Raw genomic sequence first — 19,146 nt, 5'->3', positions numbered from 1 at the left:
CCGACCGGCTGCTGCCCGTCGAGGTGCCGCCCGGCCCGGGGGAGCCGGCCGTGGGGGGGGGGGGGGGGGGGGGGGGGGGGGGGGGGCGGGCGGGCGGGGGGGGGGGGGGGGGGGGGGGGGGGGGGCGCGCCGCCCCCCCCCCCCCCCCCCGCCGGCAGGTCGGCTGTAGGTGGGCCGGGCCCGGACGCAGAGGTCCCCGGCCACGCCCTGTGGTTGACTGTCGTCTCGGAGGACATGCGAGGGAGGCCCGAGGTGCAGCTACCGGCCGTGCTCGGCGAGCCGATCCGGTTCGTGCTGAACTGGGGCCGCCGTTACTCGCTCTGGGTGTTCAACTTCGGGCTCGCCTGCTGTGCGATCGAGTTCATCGCCACCAGCATGGGCCGGCACGACTTCATCCGACTCGGCGTGATCCCGTTCGCCCACGGTCCCCGGCAGGCCGATCTGATGGTCGTCTCCGGCACCGTCACCGACAAGATGGCACCGGCGATCAAGCGCCTATACGACCAGATGCCCGAGCCGAAGTACGTGATCTCGTTCGGCGCCTGCTCGAACTGCGGCGGCCCATACTGGGACTCGTACTCGGTCACCAAGGGCGTCGACCAGCTCATCCCGGTCGACGTCTACGTGCCCGGCTGCCCGCCCCGGCCCGAGGCGCTGCTGCACGGCATCCTGCGGTTGCAGGAGAAGATCGCCGCCGAGCAGTCCGGCATCGGTGGGGTGTCCCGCCCCGACGTCCTGGCCTCGCCGGTCGACGCGCCGCCGAGCGACGCCCTCCCGCGCACCGCGGCGTCCCTGACGGCCCCACCGGTCCGCCCACCGAACCCCTGAGTCGCACCACGCACCGGCCCGCCGCCCGGAGCCGACAGGTCGGACCGGACGGTTCGATCGGGCGAGGGTCGCCGGTGGCGCACGGGGTTAACCTGCGCCGCATGAGCAACCCCGCGGACCGGCGTTCCGCCCACATCGTCGACGTGCTCACCGAGGAGTTCGGTGAGTCGATGGCCCTCGACCCGGCAGCGTTCCGCCGCAAGTTCCGCAAGATGGCGGCGTCGCCGTTCGCCTTCTACCGGGGCAGCGCCGCCCTCTTCTACGCCGACCAGCGCGGTGACTTCGCCGACGACGCGTTCCTCGACGAGCGCACCAGCCGGGTCTGGATCCACGGCGACCTGCACGCGGAGAACTTCGGCACGTACATGAACGCCTCCGGGCAGCTGGTGTTCAACGTCAACGACTTCGACGAGGCGTACGTGGGGCCCTTCTCCTGGGACCTGAAGCGCTTCGCGGCCAGCGTGGCGCTGCTCGGCTACGCGAAGGCCCTCTCCGACACGGTGATCGGGGAGCTGGTCGAGACGTTCGCCCGCGCGTACCTCGCCGAGCTGCGGGCCATCGCCACCGGCGGCGACGACGCCATCGGCTCGATCACCCTGGACACCGCGGACGGCGTGCTGCTGCGGGTGCTTCAGCAGGCCCGGCTGAACACCCGGGTCGAGCTGCTCGCCACGCAGACCACCATCGACAACTACGAGCGGCGCTTCTCCCTGGGCGACGGGGTCTTCGAGATCGACAAGGACACCCACGACACGGTCTGCGCCGCGTACGAGGCGTACCTGGACACCCGCCCGTCGTCGGCGGCGAAGCTGCGTCCGGTCGCCGCGCAGATCAAGGACGTGGTGCTGCGCAAGGGCGTGGGCATCGGCTCGGCCGGCCTGCCGTCGTACAACCTGCTGCTGGAGGGGCACACCCAGGCGCTGGAGAACGACGTCGTCCTCTACATGAAGCAGGCCCAGGTGCCGGCGGTGGCGCGGCACGTCACCGACGAGTCGGTCCGCGGCTACTTCCGGCACCAGGGGCACCGCACCGCCGAGTCGCAGCGGGCCCTCCAGGCGTACGCGGACCCGTGGCTGGGCTACACCGAGCTGGACGGTGTCGGGCAGCTCGTCGCCGAGGTCTCCCCGTACGCGGCGGACCTGGACTGGGCCGACGTCAACGAGCCGGAGGAGCTGACCGGCGTCATCGGTCACCTGGGCCACGCGGTCGCCCGGATGCACTCGGTCGCCGACGACGAGTCCAGCCACGACCTGGTCGACTACTCGACCGAGGAGGCCATCGTGGCGGCGGTGGACGCCGACGAGGAGGGGTTCGTCGCCCATCTGGTCGACTTCGCCCACGCGTACGGCGCCCGCGCCCGCACCGACCACCAGCTCTTCGTCGACCTCTTCCGCAACGGCCGCCTCCCCGGTATCTGAGCGGTCGACAGCGGGCCCGCGCGGGATGCGGGTCCGCTGTCGCCTCAGGAGGTGAAGTCGAGGACGACCTTGATGTCGTCACCGGTGTGCTGGTACGCCATCGTGAAGTCGGACATCGGCACGCGGCGGGTGATCAACCGGTTGAGCCACGACTGTTCGGCCCGGGCGAGCGCGTCGGCGGCCTGGTCCCAGTGCCGCCGGTTGGCGTTGACCGAGCCGAAGACCACGTTGTTCTCCAGCACCAGGGACCGGTTCAGGGCCCCGGCGTCGAAGTCGATGGTCCGGCCGCCGCTGGACACGCCGGTGAGGCAGACGATGCCGGTCGGCCCGACCTTGCACATGGCGTCCAGCACCACCGTCGGCGCGCCGGTGCACTCCACCACCACGTCCGGCTCGAAGTCCAACTCGTTGACCGGAACCGTGTGGTACGTCGCGCCGAGCGCCCGGACCAGGTCCGGTTTGGCCCCGGTCGTGCTCCGGTCCAGCACGTGCACGTTCAGCCCGCGCTGGGTGGCGAGCAGCGCGGCGAGCAGGCCGATCGGTCCGGCGCCGGTGACCAGCACGGTTTGCGGCTTCCACTCGGTGCGGGCGCCGATCCGCTCGATGTGGTCCCACGCCTTGGCGACCACGCTGGTCGGTTCCAGCAGCATCCCCACCGGGGCGAGGACCGGGTCGAGACCGACGGCGAACTTCGGCTGCACCCGCCACCGGTCCCGGGCGAAGCCGGGCAGCCCCTTGATGCCGTGCTCGGTGTACCGCCCGTTGCGGCACATGTCCCACTCGTCGACGGCGCAGCTCGGGCAGGGCAGCGGGTCGGGGTGCCGGACCACGCCGGCCACCAGGTCGCCGACCTGGAGCGTGCCGGTGGGGTCGTCCAGCACCCGGCCCAGCGACTCGTGCCCGATGACCAGCCGGTCCTGGCCGGGCGGCGCCTCGCCGTAGTGCCCCTGGATGATTTCCTGGTCGGTGCCGCAGATGCCGACGGCGAGCGCCTCGACCAGGATCGCGCCCTCCTCGGGGGCCGGCTCGGGCCAGTCCTCGTTGAGGAGCAGCGAGTCGGGGACACCACAGGAAATAGTCACGGCGCGCACGGTCCTCATCTTTCCCCGGTCGGTCGCCGTCCGCCGGGCGAATGCCGCAGATGCCCGCTGCCGCGCGGGCGGCCCGACACACCTCGGGGGTGCCGGCCATAGGATCAGCGGCATGACTCCGGAAGAGGTCGGCCAGCGGATGGTCGCGCTGCTCGCACCGGTCGAGGCGTCGCCGTCGGTGTCCGGCGGTCAGGCGTACGCCCGCGCCACCGTCGACGTACCGGCGGCGAACTGGTCCGACGCGCTCCGTGCCGCCCGCGACGACGCGGAGCTGGCCTGCGACTTCTTCGACTGGCTCTCCGCCGTCGACGAGCTGACCGGCGGGTTCGACGTGGTGGTCCACCTCTGGTCCACCACGCGCCGGCACGGTCTCCTGCTGCGGACCCGGGTGCCCCGCGAGGCACCCACCGTCGCCTCGGTGGTGGAGGTGTTCCCCGGCGCCGCGTGGCACGAGCGGGAGACGCACGAGATGTTCGGTATCGACTTCGCCGGGCACGACGGGCTCCTGCCCCTGCTGCTGCCGCCGGAGTTCGAGGGGCACCCGCTGCGCAAGGAGTTCGTGCTCGCCTCCCGGGTGGCCAAGCCGTGGCCGGGCGCGAAGGAACCGGGCGAGTCGGGGGCCGGGGGCGGGCGTCGCCCGATCCGGCCGCCCGGCGTACCGGCTCCGGGGGAGTGGGGTACCACCCCGACGCCGGCCGGCGCCGGTGGTGTCGGTGAGGGGCCGCGCGGCGGCGTGCCGGCCCGCCCGGCCCGGGAGCGGCCCGCACGGCCCGCCCGGCCCGCCTCGGGGGCCCGTCCGGCGCGTACCGGCGCACCGGCCGGCGGGGCCGACGGCCCGGCGCCGACCGACCAGGCTCCGACCGACCAGGCGACGTCCGACCAGGCGTCGTCCGACCAGGCAACGTCCGGCGCGGGCCCGCTGCCCGGCGCGAGCGGCGCTCCCGGTAACGGTCCGGCCCGGTCCGGTCCGCCCGCGGACCGGCCCTCGCCGCACGGCCCGGCGGCGACCGAACGCGCCGGCGACGACGGAGGTACGTCCTGATGCCGCTGTGGTTGGAGCTGGTGCTCCGGGTGGGTGCCGTGCTGGTCGCGTTCCTCACCCTGCCGCTCGTGGTCGGCCAGGTCGAGCACAAGGTGATGGCGCACATGCAGGGCCGGCTCGGCCCCATGTACGCGGGCGGCTTCCACGGCTGGGCGCAACTCATCGCCGACGGCGTGAAGTTCGTGCAGAAGGAGGACGTCACGCCCCGGGAGGCGGACCGGGCGGTGTTCCGGCTCGCCCCGGTCGTCGCGCTGGTGCCCTACCTGCTGGTCCTGCTGGTGATCCCGCTCGGCCCGGGCGACCTGGTCGCGCAGCCGCTGGACATCGGCCTGTTCTTCGTGCTCGCCGTCGTCGGCGTCGGCGTGGTGGCGGTGCTGATGTCGGCGTGGGCGTCGGCCAACAAGTACAGCCTGCTGGGCGGGCTACGGGGCGCCGCCCAGCTGCTCGGCTACGAGTTGCCCCTGGTGCTGGCCGCCGCGTCGGTGGCGATGGCGGCGGGCACCCTCAGCCTGCCCGGCATCGTCGAGGCGTGGCAGCCGTGGTGGCTGCTGTGGCAGGCACCCGCGATGATCGTCTTCTTCGTCGCCGGGCTCGCCGAGATCCGCCGGCCGCCGTTCGACATGCCGGTGGCCGACTCCGAGCTGGTCTTCGGCTACATGACCGAGTACACGGGCCTGCGGTTCGCGTTCTTCCTGCTCGCCGAGTACGTCGGCATCGTGGTGATCGCCGCGCTGACCACCGTGCTCTTCCTGGGCGGCTGGCAGGGTCCGTTCGCCGACGCGCAGCTCGGCTGGCTGTGGACACTGCTGAAGGTGTTCGCGGTCTCCTTCGTGATCATCTGGCTGCGGGTGAGCTACCCCCGCCTGCGCGAGGACCAGCTCCAACGCCTGTGCTGGCTGGTCCTCGTCCCCCTCGCCCTCGGCCAGCTCGTCCTGACCGCCGCCGTCCGCGTGGCCCTGTAACCCCCACCCCCGCGCCTTCCGCCCCGCCCGCCCGCGCGCCGCCCGCGCGCCTCGCCCGAGCGCGCAACTTCCCGGAAATAGTGGCTATCCGCGGTGGGATAGCCACTATTTCCGGGAAAGAGTGCCCTCGCGAACGGGCGGGGCGGGCGCGGGCGGGCGCGGGCGGCGCGGGCGGGCGGGCGCGGGCGGGCGAGGGCGGGGCGAGGGCGGGGCGCGGGTCCCGGTCAGCGCAGCGGCGTGTGGGTGGGGTCGACCCGCTCGGCCGGTGGTGGGGGTGGCGGGGGCGTGCCGTCGCCGAAGGGCCGCCCGCCCAGGGACTCCCGGCCGTGCGGGGTGAGCCAGTTCGACAGGTCGGGGCCGAGCGGCACCACGCCGGTCGGGTTGATGTCCCGGTGCACCTCGTAGTAGTGCCGCTTGATGTGGTCGACGTCGACGGTGTCACCGAAGCCGGGCGTGGTGAAGAGGTCCCGCGCGTACGCCCACAGCACCGGCATCTCGCTCAACTTCTGCCGGTTGCACTTGAAGTGGCCGTGGTAGACCGGGTCGAAGCGGACCAGCGTGGTGAACAGCCGTACGTCCGCCTCGGTGATGGTGTCGCCCACCAGGTAGCGCTGCCCGGACAACCGCTCGGTCAACCAGTCCAGCCGGTCGAACAGCCGGTGGTACGCCTTCTCGTACGCCTCCTGGCTGCCGGCGAACCCGCAGCGGTAGACGCCGTTGTTCACGTCGGCGAAGACCACGGCGTTGACCTCGTCGATCTCGTCGCGCAGCCGCTCCGGGTACAGGTCCGGCGCGCCCTCGCGGTGGTACGCGGTCCACTCTGTCGACAGGTCCAGGCTCATCATCGCGTAGTCGTTGCTGACCACCTGCCCGGTCGGCACGTCCACGAATGCCGGCACGGTGATGCCCCGGTCGTAGCCGGGGAACCGCCGGAAGTACGCGTCGGCCAGCCGCTCGATGCCGAGGACCGGGTCCCGGCCGTCCGGGTCCAGGTCGAACGTCCAGCTCCGCTTGTCGTGGGTCGGGCCGGCCACCGCCATCGAGATGGCGTCCTCCAGTCCCAGCAGCCGGCGGACGATGATCAGTCGGTTCGCCCACGGGCAGGCGCGGCTGACCGCCAACCGGTACCGCCCCGGCTCCACCGGCCAGCCGTCCCGTCCGTCGGCCGTGATCCGGGTGGCGATGTAGCGCTGGTCGCGGGTGAACTCACCGCCCGGCTCGACGTACTTCCCGCCGGCACCTTCCTGCACCTGATCGCCGCCGGCCGTACCGCTTCCCGTCGTCCCGCCCACGCCCGCCCCCTCCACGTCGTCTCCCCGCTCGTCCCATCATCGCCGCTCCCGCGCACCCCTGCGCGTCGAGCTCGTCAGCACGGCGGCGGGCCGACGCGCGGGGGCCCGGCTAAGCTGCCGCGATGACCGACGTGGAGGCCGCCGCCCGCCGCTTCATCGCCGACGTGTGGAACGCGAAGCGGGAGGAGTCGGCGTACGAGCTGATCGCGCCGCAGTGCCCGGGGCTCGGCGGGACCGGCCCGGAGGCGGCGCTGGCCTGGCACCGCGAGCGGCGGGCCGCGTTTCCCGACCTGCGGTACAAGATCGTGGACCTGGTGGCGACCGGGGACCGGGTGGCGGTGCACTGGCGGGCCGCCGGCACCCAGGTCGGGCAGTTCGGCCCGGTGCCGCCGACCGGGCAGGTGGTCAGCTACTCCGGGGCGACGTTCCTGCGCTTCGACGACGCCGGCCTGATCGTCGAGGTGTGGAGCTGCAACGAACTGTTCCAGCTTCTCCAGCAGCTCGGCGTCGAGATGCTCCCGCCGCTGGGCGGGGTCACCGGGCCCGGGGTGTGATCCGGGCCAGCGGAATGTCCATCTCCCAGGGCTCGGGCAGCAGGATGCCGTCGGGCATGCGGGTCGTCTCGACGTAGATCTGCTTGACCGGGTCGAGCTTGTGGGCGTGCACGACGATCCCGGTCTCGGTCTCGATCCGCCAGAAGTAGGGGATGTCCGCCTCGGCGTACAGCGCCGGCTTGAGGACCCGGTCGATGCTGCGTGAGCCCTCCGAGACGATCTCGACCACCAGCAGCACCTCGTTGGGCCGGTAGTGCGACGGGTTGCGCACGGCGGCGTCGAGTTCGGTGACCAGCAGGTCCGGGATGAACGCCCGGGTCCGGGAGATCCGCAGCTCGACGGCCTGCGTGACGTCGAGGTGGGGCGGGCAGGTCTCTTCCAGTGCGACACCGAGCCGCCCGGTGATGGACTGCTGAAGGCGCGTGGGGGTTCGCGACATGAGGAGGATCCCGTCCAGGATCTCGCGGCGACGCCCGTCCGGCGGCATGGCGTCCAGGTCGTCGGTCGTCCACTCGCCGGGTCGCGCGTAGCCGTGCAGCGCGGCCGTCATGCGCGGGTCCTTCCAGGTGCTCGTTCTCCCCAGGGCCACCGTACTCCCGGCGATGCCCGGGTGGTGGTCGCGCGCGCCGGGGGCACAGGGCAGGATGGTCGGCATGACCGACAGCGGCGAGCGCACCGAACCGGGCACCACCGGCGAGCGCGGCCTGCCCGGCGCGGGTCTGGTGAAGGGGCTCGCCGTCACGTTGAAGACGATGACGAAGCGCACGACCACGCAGCAGTACCCGGACGTCGCCCCCGAGCTGCCGCCCCGCTCGCGCGGGGTGATCGCGTTGCTGGAGGAGAACTGCACGGTCTGCATGCTGTGCGCGCGTGAGTGTCCGGACTGGTGCATCTACATCGACTCGCACAAGGAGGAGGTGGCGGTGCCCGGCGCCGCCCGCCCCCGCCAGCGCAACGTGCTCGACCGCTTCGACATCGACTTCTCGCTCTGCATGTACTGCGGCATCTGCATCGAGGTCTGCCCGTTCGACGCGCTCTACTGGTCGCCGGAGTTCGAGTACGCCGAGTACGACATCAAGGACCTCCTGCACGACAAGGACCACCTGGGCGAGTGGATGGCCACCGTGCCGCCGCCGCCCGCGCACGACCCGCACGGCGAGCCGGCGAAGGAGGAGACCGCCGCCGCGCGCAAGGCCGCGGTCCCGGCCAGCCCCGCCGCCCGTCCGACCGCCCCGCCCGTACGCCCCGAGCGCGGTCCCGCCGGCGGCGCTGCCGCGCCGGAGGACGGGGCCGGGGAAGGCGCGGCGCCGTGACCGGTGCGGACGTGCTGCTCCTGGCCCTCGGAGCGGTGGCGGTGGGGTCGGGTGTGCTGGTGGTGGGCACGCGCCACCTGGTGCGGGCCGGCCTGTACCTGGTGGTCTGCCTGGGCGCGCTCGCCGGGATGTACCTGGTGCTCACCGCCGAGCTGGTGGCCTGGGTGCAGGTGCTGATCTACGTCGGGGCGGTGGTGGTGCTCCTGCTCTTCGCGGTGATGCTCACCCGGGCCCCGATCGGCGCCTCCGACGACCTGGACCGGCCGGGCTGGCCGGCCGCCCTGATCGGTGGCGGCAGCGGTCTGGGGCTGGCCGCACTGCTGGTCGACGCGTACCGCTGGACGGCCGTGGACCTGCCGGAGGCGGGCACGGCGGAGCGGCTGGGCGACCAGATCTTCCGGAGCTGGGTGCTTCCGTTCGAGGTGCTGTCGGTGCTGCTGTTGTCCGCGCTGGTCGGCGCGATCGTCCTGTCCCGACCGGACATCGGCCGCCGGGACGCCGCCGGCCACGACGAGGGGGCGGCCCGGTGAGGCCGGTCATCCCGTACGTCACCGCCGCGCTGCTGTTCGGCCTCGGCGTGTACGGCGTGCTGCGCCGCCGCAACGCGGTGCTGGTGCTGATGGCCGTGGAGCTGATGCTCAACGCGGTCAACCTGATCCTGGTCACCGCCGACACCACCGTGCGGGCGCAGCTACCGCACGGCGGGCAGGTCTTCGCGCTGTTCGTGATCGTGCTGGCCGCCGCCGAGATCGGGGTGGGCCTGGCGATCGTGCTCCAGCTCTACCGGCTGCGGGCCAGCGTCGCGGTGGACGAGGTGCCGCTGGCCGAGGAGCCGGTGTCGGCCGGGGACCCCACCGGGGTGGTGTCCCGGTGAGCACGACGACGCTGTTCGGCGCTCTGCTGCCGGCCGTACCGCTGTCCGCCGGTCTGGTCGGCCTGCTGCTGCCGCCGGACGGGGGTGTGGGTCGGGAGCCGGCCCGGCGGGTGGCGGTCGGTCTCGGCGTGGCCGGCGCGGCGGGTGCGCTGCTGGTCGCGCTCGCCCTGCTGGTGACCCTCGACGGGCCGGCCGAGGCGTCCACGACCTGGGTGGACCTGGGCGGGTTGACGGTCACCCTCGGGGTCCGGCTGGACGGTGCCGCCGCGCTGGTGGCCGTCGCGGTGAGCACGGTGGCGCTGGCCGTGCAGGTCTACTCGGTCGGCTACCTGCGGCGTGGCCCGCACGACGACGTCGACACCGACCACCGCTACCCGCCGTACGCGGCGCAGATCAGCCTCTTCACCGCCGCGATGCTGCTGGTGGTGGTCTCCGGGGACCTGATCCTGCTGCTGGTCGGCTGGGAGGTGATGGGTCTCTGCTCGTACCTGCTCATCGCCCACGACCGGCGGCTGCCCGAGGCGCCCGCGGCGGCGGTGAAGGCGTTCCTGGTGACCCGGGTCGGCGACGTGGGTTTCCTGCTCGGCATCGCCCTGCTCGGGGTGAGCGCCGGCAGCTTCCGGATCGCCGACGTCCTCGCCCACGACCACCCGAGCGGAACGCTCACGGCGGCCTGCCTGCTGCTGCTGGCCGGCGTCGCCGGCAAGAGCGCGCAGTTCCCGCTGCACACCTGGCTGCCGGACGCGATGGCCGGCCCGACCCCCATCTCCGCGCTGATCCACGCGGCCACGATGGTGGCGGCCGGCGTGTACGCGGTCACCCGGCTCTGGCCACTGTTCGAGGCCACCCCGACGGTGCTCGCCGTACTCGGCGTCATGGCGTCGGTCACCCTGCTGCTGGGGGCGCTGGCGGCCACCGCCCAGGACGACCTCAAGCGGGTGCTGGCCTGGTCGACGGTCTCCCAGATCGGGTACATGACCGGCGCACTCGCCGTCGGGTCCCCGCCGGCCGCGCTGTTCCACCTGCTCACCCACGCCGCGTTCAAGGCGCTGTTGTTCCTCGCCGCCGGAGCGGTGATCCACGCGGTGGGCACCACGCTGACGTCCCGGATGGGCGGGCTGCGGCACACCATGCCCGTGATGTTCTGGTGCACGGTGGTCGGTCTCGGCGCGCTGGCCGGCGTACCGCCGCTGTCCGGCTTCTGGAGCAAGGACGGCGTGCTCGCCGCCGCCGAGGACGCCGCCCTGCACGGCGCCGGGCCGGCGCCGGCCTGGGTGGGCTGGCTGGTGTGGCTGGCCGGCCTGGTCGGCGTCGCCCTCACCGCCTGGTACGCCACCCGCCTGCTCCTGCGCACCTTCCTCGGCGAGCCGCGCCTGCCGCTGGCCCACCCGCACGACCCGCCCGGGGTCATGCGGTGGCCGGTGGTGCTGCTCGCCGTCCCGGCCGCCCTGCTCGGCCTGGCCGGTTTCCTCGGCTGGGTCGCCGACCGGCTGCTGCCCGTCGAGGTGCCGCCCGGCCCGGGGGAGCCGGCCGTGGGCCGGGTGGCCCCGGAGCTGGTCCACCTCGGCCCGTGGCTGCTGCTGCCACTGGCGCTCACCGCGGCGGGGGCCGCGCTGGCCTGGGTTCGCTGGCGGCGGGACCCGGCCGCCGACCCGGCGACCGCGCTGGGTCCGCTGCGCCCGCTGTTCGCCCGCGCGTTCCGGCTCGACGACGTCCAGCACACCCTGGTCGTACGCCCGACGACCGCCCTGGCCCGCGCCGCGCGTGCCGGTGACGAGGTCGTGGTGGACGGCGCGGTGACCGGCAGCGGAAGGGCCGCGCTCGGCCTCGGCGGCGGCCTGGCGTCGCTGCACCGGGCCGCGCTGCCCCGGGCGGCGGCCGGCGTGCTGGCCGGTGCCCTGCTGATCGGCCTGGCCGCCGTCCTGATCGGGGGCACCACATGAGCGTCGGGGAGTTCCTGCTGGTCGCGGTGTTGGCGCTGCCGGCGCTGGGGGCGGTCGCGGTGGCCGCGATCCGGCCCGACCGGGCGGCCCGCGTGGTCGGCACGGTCGTCGCGGCGCTGACGCTGCTCGCCACGCTGCCGCTGGTGGCCCGGAGGGACGGCACCTGGTTCTCCTACGGCCCGACCGCCCCGGCGGTGCGGCCCTGGCACCGCCTCGACGTGCCCTGGGTGCCCGGCCTGGATCTGCGGTTCCACCTCGGGGTGGACGGCATCTCCTGGCCGTTGGTGGTGCTGACCGCGCTGCTGACCCTGCTCTGCTGCGGGTACACGCTGTGGCGGGTGCCGGTCGGCGGCAGCGGCCGGGCCCTCGTCGCGCTCCTGCTGGTCGTCGAGGTCGGCATCCTGGGCACCTTCCTCGCCCTCGACCTGGTGCTGTTCTTCGTCTTCTTCGAGGTCGTCCTCCTGCCGATGTACGCGGTCATCGCCGGCTGGGGCGGCCCGGACCGGCGGCGGGCGGCCCGGAAGTTCGCCCTGTACACGCTGTTCGGTTCGGTGCTGCTGCTGGTCGGCGTGTACGTGGTGGTGGCCGCCGCCGGCACCGCCGACATCGTGGCGCTGACCGGCGGCGCGGGGCTGTCCCGGGGCACCCAGCTGGTCGCGTTCACCCTGTTGGCGCTCGCGTTCGCGGTGAAGAGCCCACTGTGGCCACTGCACTCGTGGTTGCCCGACGCGCACTCGCAGGCGCCCACGGTGGGCAGTGTGGTCCTCGCGGGCGTGCTGCTGAAGATGGGCACGTACGGGCTGATCCGGGTCGCGGTCGGCGTCGCGCCGGAGGGGGCCCGCTGGGCGGCGCCGGTGCTCGGTGTCCTCGCCGTCGCCGCGATCATCGTCGGCTCGCTGGTGTGCCTGGCGCAGACCGAGCTGAAACGGCTGATCGCGTACTCCAGCGTCGGGCACATGGGCTTCGTGCTGCTCGGGGTCGCCACGCTCACCACCACCGGGATCCAGGCGGCCCTGATCGGCAACGTCGCGCACGGGGTGATCACCGGCCTGCTGTTCTTCCTCGCCGGCGCGGTCAAGGACCGTACGCACACCGGCGAGCTGGCCGACCTGTCCGGTCTCCGGGAGACCGCTCCCCGCCTGGCCGGCCTGCTCGGCTTCGCCGCCGTCGCCTCGCTCGGTCTGCCCGGCCTGGCCGGCTTCTGGGGCGAGGCGTTCGCCGTGGTCGCCGCCGTCGAGGTGGGCGGCCCGCTGTGGACCACCCTGGCGGTGCTCGCGGCGATCGGCGGGGCGCTCACCGCCGCGTACTTCCTGCGGCTGCTGCGCCAGGTGACGCACGGGCGGCCCAGTCCGGCCGTGGACCGGCTCACCCCCGGCCTGGCCGGCGCCGAACTGGCCGCGTGGGCACCGCTGGTGCTGCTCGCGCTGGCCGTCGGCCTGGCACCGACCCTGGTGCTCGGCGTCGCCGAGAGCCCGGTCGACGCCCTGGTGGAGGTGTTGCGATGACCGGCAGCGTGGTGCAGAGCGTCGACAACGTGGCGCTGCTGCCGGCGTACCTGGCCGCCGGGACGGCGGTGCTGGTGCTCCTGGCCGACCTGCTGGTCGCCCGCGCCCGGGTCACCGTGGCCACGGCGGTGCTCGGCGCGCTCGCCACGGCGGCCGGCGCCGTGCTGGTCGGGGCCGGCGACGAGCGGCGTACGTTCTGCGTCGGCGCGGACTGCTCGTACGTCTTCGGCGGGCGGGCCGCCCTGGTCGCGGTGGTCGTCGCGGTGCTGACCGTCGGCGTGCTGGCGCTCTCCGGGCCGCTGCTGCGGGCCGGGCGGTCGCCGGTGGGGGAGTACTGCTTCCTGCTCGCCTGCTCGATGACCGGCGGCGTGGTGCTCGGCGCGGCCGGCGACCTGATCACCCTGATCGTGGCGGTGGAGACGCTCACCCTGCCGCTGTACGTCCTGGTCGGCCTGCGCCGGGGAAGCCTGGCCAGCGCCGAGGCGGCCGTCACCTTCTTCGTGGTCAGTGTGGTCGCCACCACGCTGACCCTGCTCGGGGCCGCCCTGCTCTACGCGGTCACCGGCGGCCTGCACCTGGACCGGATCGGCACGATCCTCGCCGAGCGGCCGGAGTTGCTGGACCTGCCGCTGACCACCGTCGCCGTCGCGCTGGTGGTGCTCGGGCTGGCCTTCAAGGTGGCCGCCGTGCCGTTCCACGCCTGGGCCCCGGCGACGTACGACGGCGCGCCGCTGCCGGTCGCCGCGTACCTGTCCACCGCCTCCAAGCTGGGCGGGCTGGTGGCCCTGCTCGCCGTCGTGCAGCGGGCCCTGCCGGCCGACGTGACCGGTCCGGTGCTCGCCGGGCTCGCCGTGCTGACCATGACCGTCGGCAACCTGGTGGCGCTGCGCCAGCGGCGTACCGTCCGGCTGCTCGCCTGGTCGTCGGTGGCCCAGGCGGGCTACATCCTCGCCCCGCTGGGGGCGCTGGCCCTGGCGTCCGGCCGCACGGCCGACGCCCGCACCGCCGCGTACGCGGCTGCTGTCGCGTACGCCGTCTTCTTCGTGGTCCTGGAGCTGGCGGCGTTCGCGGGCGTGGTGGCGCTGCGGCCGGCCGACGCCGACGGCGGCACGATCGACGACCTGCGCGGGGCGGCCCGCCGGCACCCGTGGAGGGCGGCGGGCCTCGGCCTGGCGCTGGTCGGGCTGGCCGGCCTGCCCCCGGGCCTGGCCGGGCTCTTCGCCAAGATCACCGTGGTCCGGTCGCTGCTCGACGGCGGTGCGGGCTGGCTCGCCGTGGTGGTCGCCCTGAACGCGGTGGTCGGCCTGGCCTACTACCTGCGCCTGACCGCCACGCTCTGGGCTGCGGAGTCCGACGCGGTCCCGGCCGGCGCGGGAGCCGGCGACGTCGGCTCCCCGGCCGTCGGTTCCGTCGTGCGGTCCCGGACGGTCGGCGCGGTGCTGGCCGTGACGACGGCGGTGGCCGTCGTGATCGGCTTCGCGCCGCAGCTCCTGCTCGACGTCGCCGCGCGCTGACCGGCGCCTTCCCGCCCGTCGCCTACCCCTCCCGCGCCGCCGCATGCGCGCATCTCAGCCAACTTTCAGCCATACGACGGATGGTTGACGGGTACCGGGATGTTGTACCGGTCAGCGGGCCCTGGTGGTCCGTGCACCGAAGGAGTGATCGTGCACCACAACCGTCTCAAGACCGCCGCGCTGCTCGGCCTGCTCACCTCGTTGATCCTGGCGGTGGGCTACTGGTTCGGTGGCAGCGGCGGCCTGGTCATCGCCGTCGTCCTGTCACTGGTCATGAACGGCATCAGCTACTTCTACTCGGACAAGCTCGCGCTGCGCTCAATGCGGGCGCAACCGGTCAGCGAGGCGGAATTCCCCGAGCTGTACCGGATGGTGCGTGAGCTGGCCACCGAGGCGGGCCAGCCGATGCCACGCCTCTACGTTAGCCCGACCGCCCAGCCCAACGCCTTCGCCACCGGGCGCAACCCGCAGAACGCGGCCGTCTGCGTGACCCGGGGCATCGTCGAGATCCTCGACTACCGCGAGCTGCGCGGTGTGATCGGCCACGAGTTGTCGCACGTCTACAACCGGGACATCCTCATCTCCAGCGTGGCGGCCGGTCTGGCCGGTATCATCACCGCGCTGGCCAACCTGGCCTTCTTCATCCCGCTGGGCGGTGGCGACGACGAGGACGCCCCGAACCCGGCCGTGCTGCTGCTCACGATCATCCTGGGTCCGATCGCCGCGTCGATCATCCAGTTGGCGATCAGCCGGAGCCGGGAGTTCCAGGCGGACGCATCCGGCGCCCAGCTCACCCGGGACCCGCTGGCCCTGGCCAGCGCCCTGCGGAAGATCCACATGGGCACGCTGCGCCGGCCGTTGCCGCCGCAGGGGCAGCTCACCAGCACCGCCCACCTGATGATCGACAACCCGTTCAAGGGTGGCGGAGTGGCGTCGCTCTTCTCCACCCACCCGAAGATGGAGGAGCGGGTCGCGCGCCTGGAGCAGATGGCCGCCAGCGCCGGCCCGGTGCAGTTCCAGCGCTGACCGTGTGACCCCCGTCGCCCGCGCCCGGTCCTCCGGGCGCGGGCGACGCTTTTCCGTTTCGTCCGGGCGGACGTGAGCGTTAGGGTCGATCCGGCTTCCACTCATTACATCCGGAGGGTTCCCGTGGCCGGTCTGCGCCAGTACCTGGGCGTCTGGCGGGTCCCCGGCGCACCGATGCTGCTCGTCACCGGCATCGTCGGGCGGCTGGGCATCGGCATGACACCGCTGGCGCTGCTGCTCGTCGTCGAGCAGGTCACCGGCCGCTACTCGCTCGCCGCCGTGGCCGGCGGCATCTACGCCCTCGCCGGGGCCGCCCTGTCCCCGATCGCGGGGCGCGTGGCCGACCGGATCGGGCCCAGCCCGGTGCTGCTCGGCACCGCCGTCGCGCACCCGCTCGCCCTGCTCGGGCTGCTGTGGGCCGCCCGGGCCGAGGCCGGCAGCCTGGCGCTGGTCTTCGTGGCATCCGGGGTGGCCGGCGCCACCTACCCGCCGCTGACCGCCGCGATCCGGGGCGCCTGGAACGACCTCACCTCGCCCTCCTCCGGCCGCTGGCACCTGCGCAACACCGCCCTGGCGGCGGAGACCACCCTCTTCGAGATCGTGTTCGTGCTCGGCCCGCTGCTCGTCGCCGGCTTCGTCCTGCTCGCCGACGCCGGTGCCGCCCTGGTCGGGTCGGCGGTGGTCACGCTCGCCGGCACCACGGCGGTCGCGCTCGGCCGGGTGATGCGCGGCTGGCGACCGCACGCCCACGAACACCGCACCCGGGGCCTCGGTCCGCTGCGGGTCGCCGGGTTCCCGGCCCTGCTGGTCTGCGTCGCCAGCCTCGGCATCGCCTTCGGCGCGGCCGGGGTCATCGTGCCGGCCTTCGCCACCGACTACACCGCCGACGACCCGGACAGCCTCGCCGGACTGCTGCTGGCCGTCTGGGGGATCGGCAGCGCCGCCGGCGGGTTCTGGTTCGGCGTCCGCAAGCCGGCCCGGAACATGAGCCGGCAGTTCGCCCTGCTGCTCGGCGCGGTGGCGGCCACCTTCGCCGTCTTCGCGGTGATGCCCACCCCGGCGGCCCTGGGCACCGCCCTGGTCATCGGGGGCGCGACCATCGCACCCGCGCTCACCCTGGAGAACACCCTCATCGGGCGGATCTCACCGACCAGCATGCTGAACGAGGCGTACACCTGGGTGGTCACCATGTCGGTCGGCGCCAGCGCGGCCGGTGGCGCGGTGGCCGGGCTGATCGTCGACCACGCCGGCGGCGTGCCCTGGGCCTTCCTCTTCGCCGGGGCCGCGGTCGCCGTCGGGGCGGTGGTCGCCGGCCTGCCCGCCGGGCCCGTCGCCCGTGCGGAGGCCGCCGCCGTACGCGCCGAGCAACCCGTCGGGGTCTGAGCCGCGCCGCCGTGGGTATGACCCGCGGATGTTCCTCTTCTTCTCGAACCGCGTCGGCTGCCTCGGCTCCCTCCTGGTCAGCGCGATCCTGACGGTGATCCTCCTCCTGATCTTCAACCGCTGACGCCCCCACGAACACCTGGCTGAAGGTGTAAGGAAGGGCCCCCGCTTAACGTCTGCGGTAGAGGAAGGGCCCCTTCTTAACACCTGATCCGCAGGTGCGCTGGCAGGCCGGCGGCGTCTGCTGCTCAGCCGACCTTGCCGAGGAAGGTGAGTACGCGCTCGGTGAGCAGCGCAGTCGCCTCCTTGTCGTAGCCTGGCAGGCTGTCGTCGGCGAAGATGTGCTGCCGGCCGGGGTAGAGGAACAACTCGACCTCCGGCGTGGCCGCGACCAGCGCGCGGGCGGCGTCCAGGTCGCCCTCGTCGGCGAAGAACGGATCGGCGTCCATGCCGTGCACCTGTGCCGGTACGCCTGCCGGCCAGCCATCGCCGAACTCGTCGGCCGGGAGACAGGCGTCGAACAGCAGGGCGCCACGGCCGCCGGGACGGGTCTGGGCGAGCATCTGGGCCGACATGACGCCGAGCGAGAACCCGGCGTACACCAGTTCGGCGGTGAGCCCTTCGGCGGCGAGCCGGCCCCGCTCGAGGACGGTGCCGAAGCCGATCTCCTTCGCGTTCGCGATGCCCGCCTCCAGGGTGTCGAAGACGCGGCCCTCGTACAGGTCGGGGAGGTGCACGGTGTGGCCCGCCCCTTCCAGCCGCGCGGCGAAGGCGCGGACCCCCGACGTCAATCCGTACGCGTGGTGGAACAGCAACACCTCGGCCATGGAACGTCCCTTCTCGGCATACTTCCCGTGCTCCGGCCGATGATGCCGCAGGTACCCGACAGCCGCTGTCTGGTACACACGGGAAAATGGGCGGGTGCGTGCCTCGCGGATGATGACCCTGCTGCTGCACCTCCAGGTGCGGGGCCTGGCCAGCGGCCGGGAACTCGCCACCCTGCTGGAGGTCAGCGAACGCACCGTGCAACGGGACGTCGAAGCGCTGGCCTCGGTCGGCGTACCGGTGCGCTCGGTCCGTGGGCCGGCCGGCGGGTACCGCCTGGACGGCGGCTACCGCACCCGGCTGACCGGTGTCGGCCTGGACGAGGCGGGGGCGCTGGCGTTCCTCGGACTGGCCGGCCCCGCCCAGCAGTTGGGGCTCGGCGAGCTGCTGGAGGGCGCCCGCATCAAGGTGTGGGCCGGCCTGACCGGAGAGGCCCGCGACCGGGCGCGGCAGACGGCCGCGCGGTTCCACCTGGACCCGCTCCGCTGGTACGGCACGTCGGAGCCGGTGCCGTGCCTGACGCAGCTCGCCGAGGTGGTGTGGCGTGACCGGCGGGCCCGCATCCGCTACGTACGCGGAACCCGGGAGACCCTCCGCGAGATCGACCCGCTGGGACTCGTGCTCGCCGCCGGGGACTGGTACCTCGTCGCCCTGCGCGAGGGTGAACGCCGTACCTACCGGGTCTCCCGCGTGGTGTCGGTCGAGCCGCTCGACACACCCGTACGCCGACCCGCCGACTTCGACCTCGCCCGCACCTGGGCGGAGTCCCGCCGCGAACTCGAGCGGGAGGGCACCGCCGTCGAGGTCACCGTACGCGTGGCGCCCGAGACGCTGCCCCGCCTGCGGCGTCTGCTACCCGTGCACGGACAGGCGTCCGTGCCGGTCACGGTTCCCGGGCCGCTCACCGCGACCGGCGAGGTCGCGGTGACCGTGCCGTTCGAGAGCGAGTCATGGGCCTGCTGGGCCCTGCTCGGCCTCGGTGGCGCCGTCGAGGTCGTCGGGCCGCCACGGGTCCGCCGGTACGTCGCCGACGAGGTCCGCCGCGCCGCTGCCCGCTACGGTCGTGGGCCCGGCGACTGACTACCCGATCCGGGCCCGGCGTTCCCAGCCGCGGACGGTCGTCGACTGCCGTCAACGGGTCGCCGGCATGCCCTGCTCCTCCAGCCACCGCATGTGCGTCTCCCACGCCGACTGCTTGCTCGTGGCGACAGCGGCGCCGATCTGCGTCCACGACGCGCCTGCCGATCGCGCGGTGCGAACGGCCAGTTGTCGTCCGTAGCTGGCCTTGCGCATGATCACCTCGCCCAGCGCGAGGAGTTCCAGTGCCTCGTCCCTGGTCAGGGGCTGGGTGTCTCCGTCGTCGTCGGCCCGCTCCCGGGTGGGAGGTGCCAGTGCGTCTCGCATGCGGAGTTCGTCGTAGCGGGCCACCGCCGTCAGGAGGGTGAACTGCCGTTCCATGTCGTCAGGTGTAGGCATGCCGCCAGCATGCCGTCAGGCCGCCCTGACGTCAAGCTGACCTGACGCGCTTCGACGCTTGATTCCGGCCCCTCCGGCCGGTCAGGAGTGAACTAGCCTG

The 19,146-nt window shown here is 73.6% G+C and carries 18 protein-coding genes and 1 pseudogene; 14 read left to right on the top strand and 5 right to left on the bottom strand.

The features are described 5' to 3' along the window. Positions 1-252 precede the first annotated feature (252 nt). Together ACIBR0_RS27700 and ACIBR0_RS27695 are read left to right on the top strand one after the other, a co-directional pair. Positions 253-828 (top strand): NADH-quinone oxidoreductase subunit B, encoded by a 576-nt coding sequence (locus ACIBR0_RS27700; RefSeq protein ID WP_396720479.1) that lies wholly within the window; start codon positions 253-255, stop codon positions 826-828. Positions 829-929: 101 nt separating this feature from the next. Continuing rightward, the gene (locus tag ACIBR0_RS27695; protein ID WP_396720477.1) at positions 930-2,246 is read left to right on the top strand and encodes a DUF2252 domain-containing protein; all 1,317 of its coding nucleotides are present in this window, start codon (positions 930-932) and stop codon (positions 2,244-2,246) included. Positions 2,247-2,290: 44 nt separating this feature from the next. Here the strand turns inward: ACIBR0_RS27695 and ACIBR0_RS27690 are convergent, their stop codons facing one another. Next, the gene (locus tag ACIBR0_RS27690) at positions 2,291-3,337 is read right to left on the bottom strand and encodes a glucose 1-dehydrogenase (protein ID WP_396720475.1); all 1,047 of its coding nucleotides are present in this window, start codon (positions 3,335-3,337) and stop codon (positions 2,291-2,293) included. Between the two features lie 112 nt (positions 3,338-3,449). On the opposite strand from ACIBR0_RS27690, the pseudogene ACIBR0_RS27685 reads away from it, so the two are divergent. Both ACIBR0_RS27685 and ACIBR0_RS27680 read left to right on the top strand, forming a co-directional pair. Beyond that, a pseudogene (locus ACIBR0_RS27685) lies at positions 3,450-4,046 on the top strand (NADH-quinone oxidoreductase subunit C); the annotation flags it as partial. 332 nt (positions 4,047-4,378) lie between these two features. Continuing rightward, positions 4,379-5,341, top strand: a complete 963-nt coding sequence (locus ACIBR0_RS27680) for an NADH-quinone oxidoreductase subunit H (protein WP_396720473.1) — start codon at positions 4,379-4,381, stop codon at positions 5,339-5,341. 224 nt (positions 5,342-5,565) lie between these two features. Here ACIBR0_RS27680 and ACIBR0_RS27675 read toward each other — a convergent pair whose 3' ends face one another. Beyond that, a complete protein-coding gene (locus tag ACIBR0_RS27675) occupies positions 5,566-6,591 on the bottom strand; it encodes a glutathione S-transferase family protein (protein WP_396720485.1) in 1,026 nt (341 codons plus the stop codon). A 164-nt stretch (positions 6,592-6,755) separates the two neighbouring features. Here ACIBR0_RS27675 and ACIBR0_RS27670 point away from each other — a divergent pair, with 164 nt between their 5' ends. Next, a complete protein-coding gene (locus ACIBR0_RS27670) occupies positions 6,756-7,187 on the top strand; it encodes an ester cyclase (RefSeq protein ID WP_396720471.1) in 432 nt (143 codons plus the stop codon). Here ACIBR0_RS27670 and ACIBR0_RS27665 read toward each other — a convergent pair. Continuing rightward, entirely contained in the window at positions 7,168-7,737 is a 570-nt protein-coding gene (locus ACIBR0_RS27665) for a Uma2 family endonuclease (protein ID WP_396720469.1), read from the bottom strand. The genes ACIBR0_RS27670 and ACIBR0_RS27665 overlap by 20 nt on opposite strands. 94 nt (positions 7,738-7,831) lie before the next feature. Here ACIBR0_RS27665 and ACIBR0_RS27660 point away from each other — a divergent pair, with 94 nt between their 5' ends. The 8 genes from ACIBR0_RS27660 (at position 7,832) to ACIBR0_RS27625 (ending at position 16,745) form a co-directional block, all read left to right on the top strand. After that, positions 7,832-8,500, top strand: a complete 669-nt coding sequence (locus ACIBR0_RS27660) for a NuoI/complex I 23 kDa subunit family protein (RefSeq protein WP_396720483.1) — start codon at positions 7,832-7,834, stop codon at positions 8,498-8,500. Continuing rightward, positions 8,497-9,030 carry an NADH-quinone oxidoreductase subunit J gene (locus tag ACIBR0_RS27655; RefSeq protein WP_396720467.1) on the top strand — a complete coding sequence of 178 codons (534 nt, stop codon included), beginning with the start codon at positions 8,497-8,499 and terminating at the stop codon, positions 9,028-9,030. Before ACIBR0_RS27660 ends, ACIBR0_RS27655 begins: the two co-directional genes overlap by 4 nt. Then, complete coding sequence (gene nuoK / locus ACIBR0_RS27650) at positions 9,027-9,374, top strand: NADH-quinone oxidoreductase subunit NuoK (RefSeq protein WP_396720465.1); 348 nt, start codon at positions 9,027-9,029, stop codon at positions 9,372-9,374. The genes ACIBR0_RS27655 and nuoK overlap by 4 nt, the downstream gene beginning before the upstream one ends. Continuing rightward, positions 9,371-11,317: an NADH-quinone oxidoreductase subunit L gene (locus ACIBR0_RS27645; protein ID WP_396720463.1), complete on the top strand. Its 1,947-nt coding sequence runs from the start codon at positions 9,371-9,373 to the stop codon at positions 11,315-11,317. The genes nuoK and ACIBR0_RS27645 overlap by 4 nt, the downstream gene beginning before the upstream one ends. Beyond that, entirely contained in the window at positions 11,314-12,822 is a 1,509-nt protein-coding gene (locus tag ACIBR0_RS27640; protein WP_396720461.1) for a NuoM family protein, read from the top strand. Before ACIBR0_RS27645 ends, ACIBR0_RS27640 begins: the two co-directional genes overlap by 4 nt. Next, the gene (locus tag ACIBR0_RS27635) at positions 12,819-14,336 is read left to right on the top strand and encodes an NADH-quinone oxidoreductase subunit N (RefSeq protein WP_396720458.1); all 1,518 of its coding nucleotides are present in this window, start codon (positions 12,819-12,821) and stop codon (positions 14,334-14,336) included. The genes ACIBR0_RS27640 and ACIBR0_RS27635 overlap by 4 nt, the downstream gene beginning before the upstream one ends. Before the next feature lie 150 nt (positions 14,337-14,486). Further along, positions 14,487-15,362, top strand: coding sequence for a zinc metalloprotease HtpX (gene htpX, locus ACIBR0_RS27630; RefSeq protein WP_396720456.1), 876 nt, complete (start codon positions 14,487-14,489; stop codon positions 15,360-15,362). Between the two features lie 123 nt (positions 15,363-15,485). After that, positions 15,486-16,745, top strand: coding sequence for an MFS transporter (locus ACIBR0_RS27625; RefSeq protein ID WP_396720454.1), 1,260 nt, complete (start codon positions 15,486-15,488; stop codon positions 16,743-16,745). Positions 16,746-16,993: 248 nt separating this feature from the next. Here ACIBR0_RS27625 and ACIBR0_RS27620 read toward each other — a convergent pair whose 3' ends face one another. After that, a complete protein-coding gene (locus ACIBR0_RS27620) occupies positions 16,994-17,572 on the bottom strand; it encodes a dienelactone hydrolase family protein (protein WP_396720452.1) in 579 nt (192 codons plus the stop codon). Between the two features lie 94 nt (positions 17,573-17,666). Here ACIBR0_RS27620 and ACIBR0_RS27615 point away from each other — a divergent pair, with 94 nt between their 5' ends. Next, positions 17,667-18,650 (top strand): helix-turn-helix transcriptional regulator, encoded by a 984-nt coding sequence (locus ACIBR0_RS27615; RefSeq protein WP_396720450.1) that lies wholly within the window; start codon positions 17,667-17,669, stop codon positions 18,648-18,650. Positions 18,651-18,701: 51 nt separating this feature from the next. On the opposite strand, the gene ACIBR0_RS27610 is transcribed toward ACIBR0_RS27615, so the two are convergent. Continuing rightward, positions 18,702-19,046: a hypothetical protein gene (locus tag ACIBR0_RS27610; protein WP_396720448.1), complete on the bottom strand. Its 345-nt coding sequence runs from the start codon at positions 19,044-19,046 to the stop codon at positions 18,702-18,704. Positions 19,047-19,146: the final 100 nt, after the last annotated feature.

The organism is Micromonospora sp. NPDC049497 (assembly GCF_044465805.1).
GTDB lineage: Bacteria > Actinomycetota > Actinomycetes > Mycobacteriales > Micromonosporaceae > Micromonospora.
This window is presented reverse-complemented; position numbering and strand designations above follow the sequence as displayed.

Coding starts and splice junctions, on each gene's coding strand:
- ACIBR0_RS27695 (WP_396720477.1), top strand. CDS start 930: ATGAGCAACCCCGCGGACCGGCGTTCCGCCCACATCGTCGACGTGCTC.
- ACIBR0_RS27680 (WP_396720473.1), top strand. CDS start 4,379: ATGCCGCTGTGGTTGGAGCTGGTGCTCCGGGTGGGTGCCGTGCTGGTC.
- ACIBR0_RS27670 (WP_396720471.1), top strand. CDS start 6,756: ATGACCGACGTGGAGGCCGCCGCCCGCCGCTTCATCGCCGACGTGTGG.
- ACIBR0_RS27665 (WP_396720469.1), bottom strand. CDS start 7,737: ATGACGGCCGCGCTGCACGGCTACGCGCGACCCGGCGAGTGGACGACC.
- ACIBR0_RS27660 (WP_396720483.1), top strand. CDS start 7,832: ATGGTCGGCATGACCGACAGCGGCGAGCGCACCGAACCGGGCACCACC.
- ACIBR0_RS27640 (WP_396720461.1), top strand. CDS start 11,314: ATGAGCGTCGGGGAGTTCCTGCTGGTCGCGGTGTTGGCGCTGCCGGCG.
- ACIBR0_RS27635 (WP_396720458.1), top strand. CDS start 12,819: ATGACCGGCAGCGTGGTGCAGAGCGTCGACAACGTGGCGCTGCTGCCG.
- ACIBR0_RS27620 (WP_396720452.1), bottom strand. CDS start 17,572: ATGGCCGAGGTGTTGCTGTTCCACCACGCGTACGGATTGACGTCGGGG.
- ACIBR0_RS27610 (WP_396720448.1), bottom strand. CDS start 19,046: ATGCCTACACCTGACGACATGGAACGGCAGTTCACCCTCCTGACGGCG.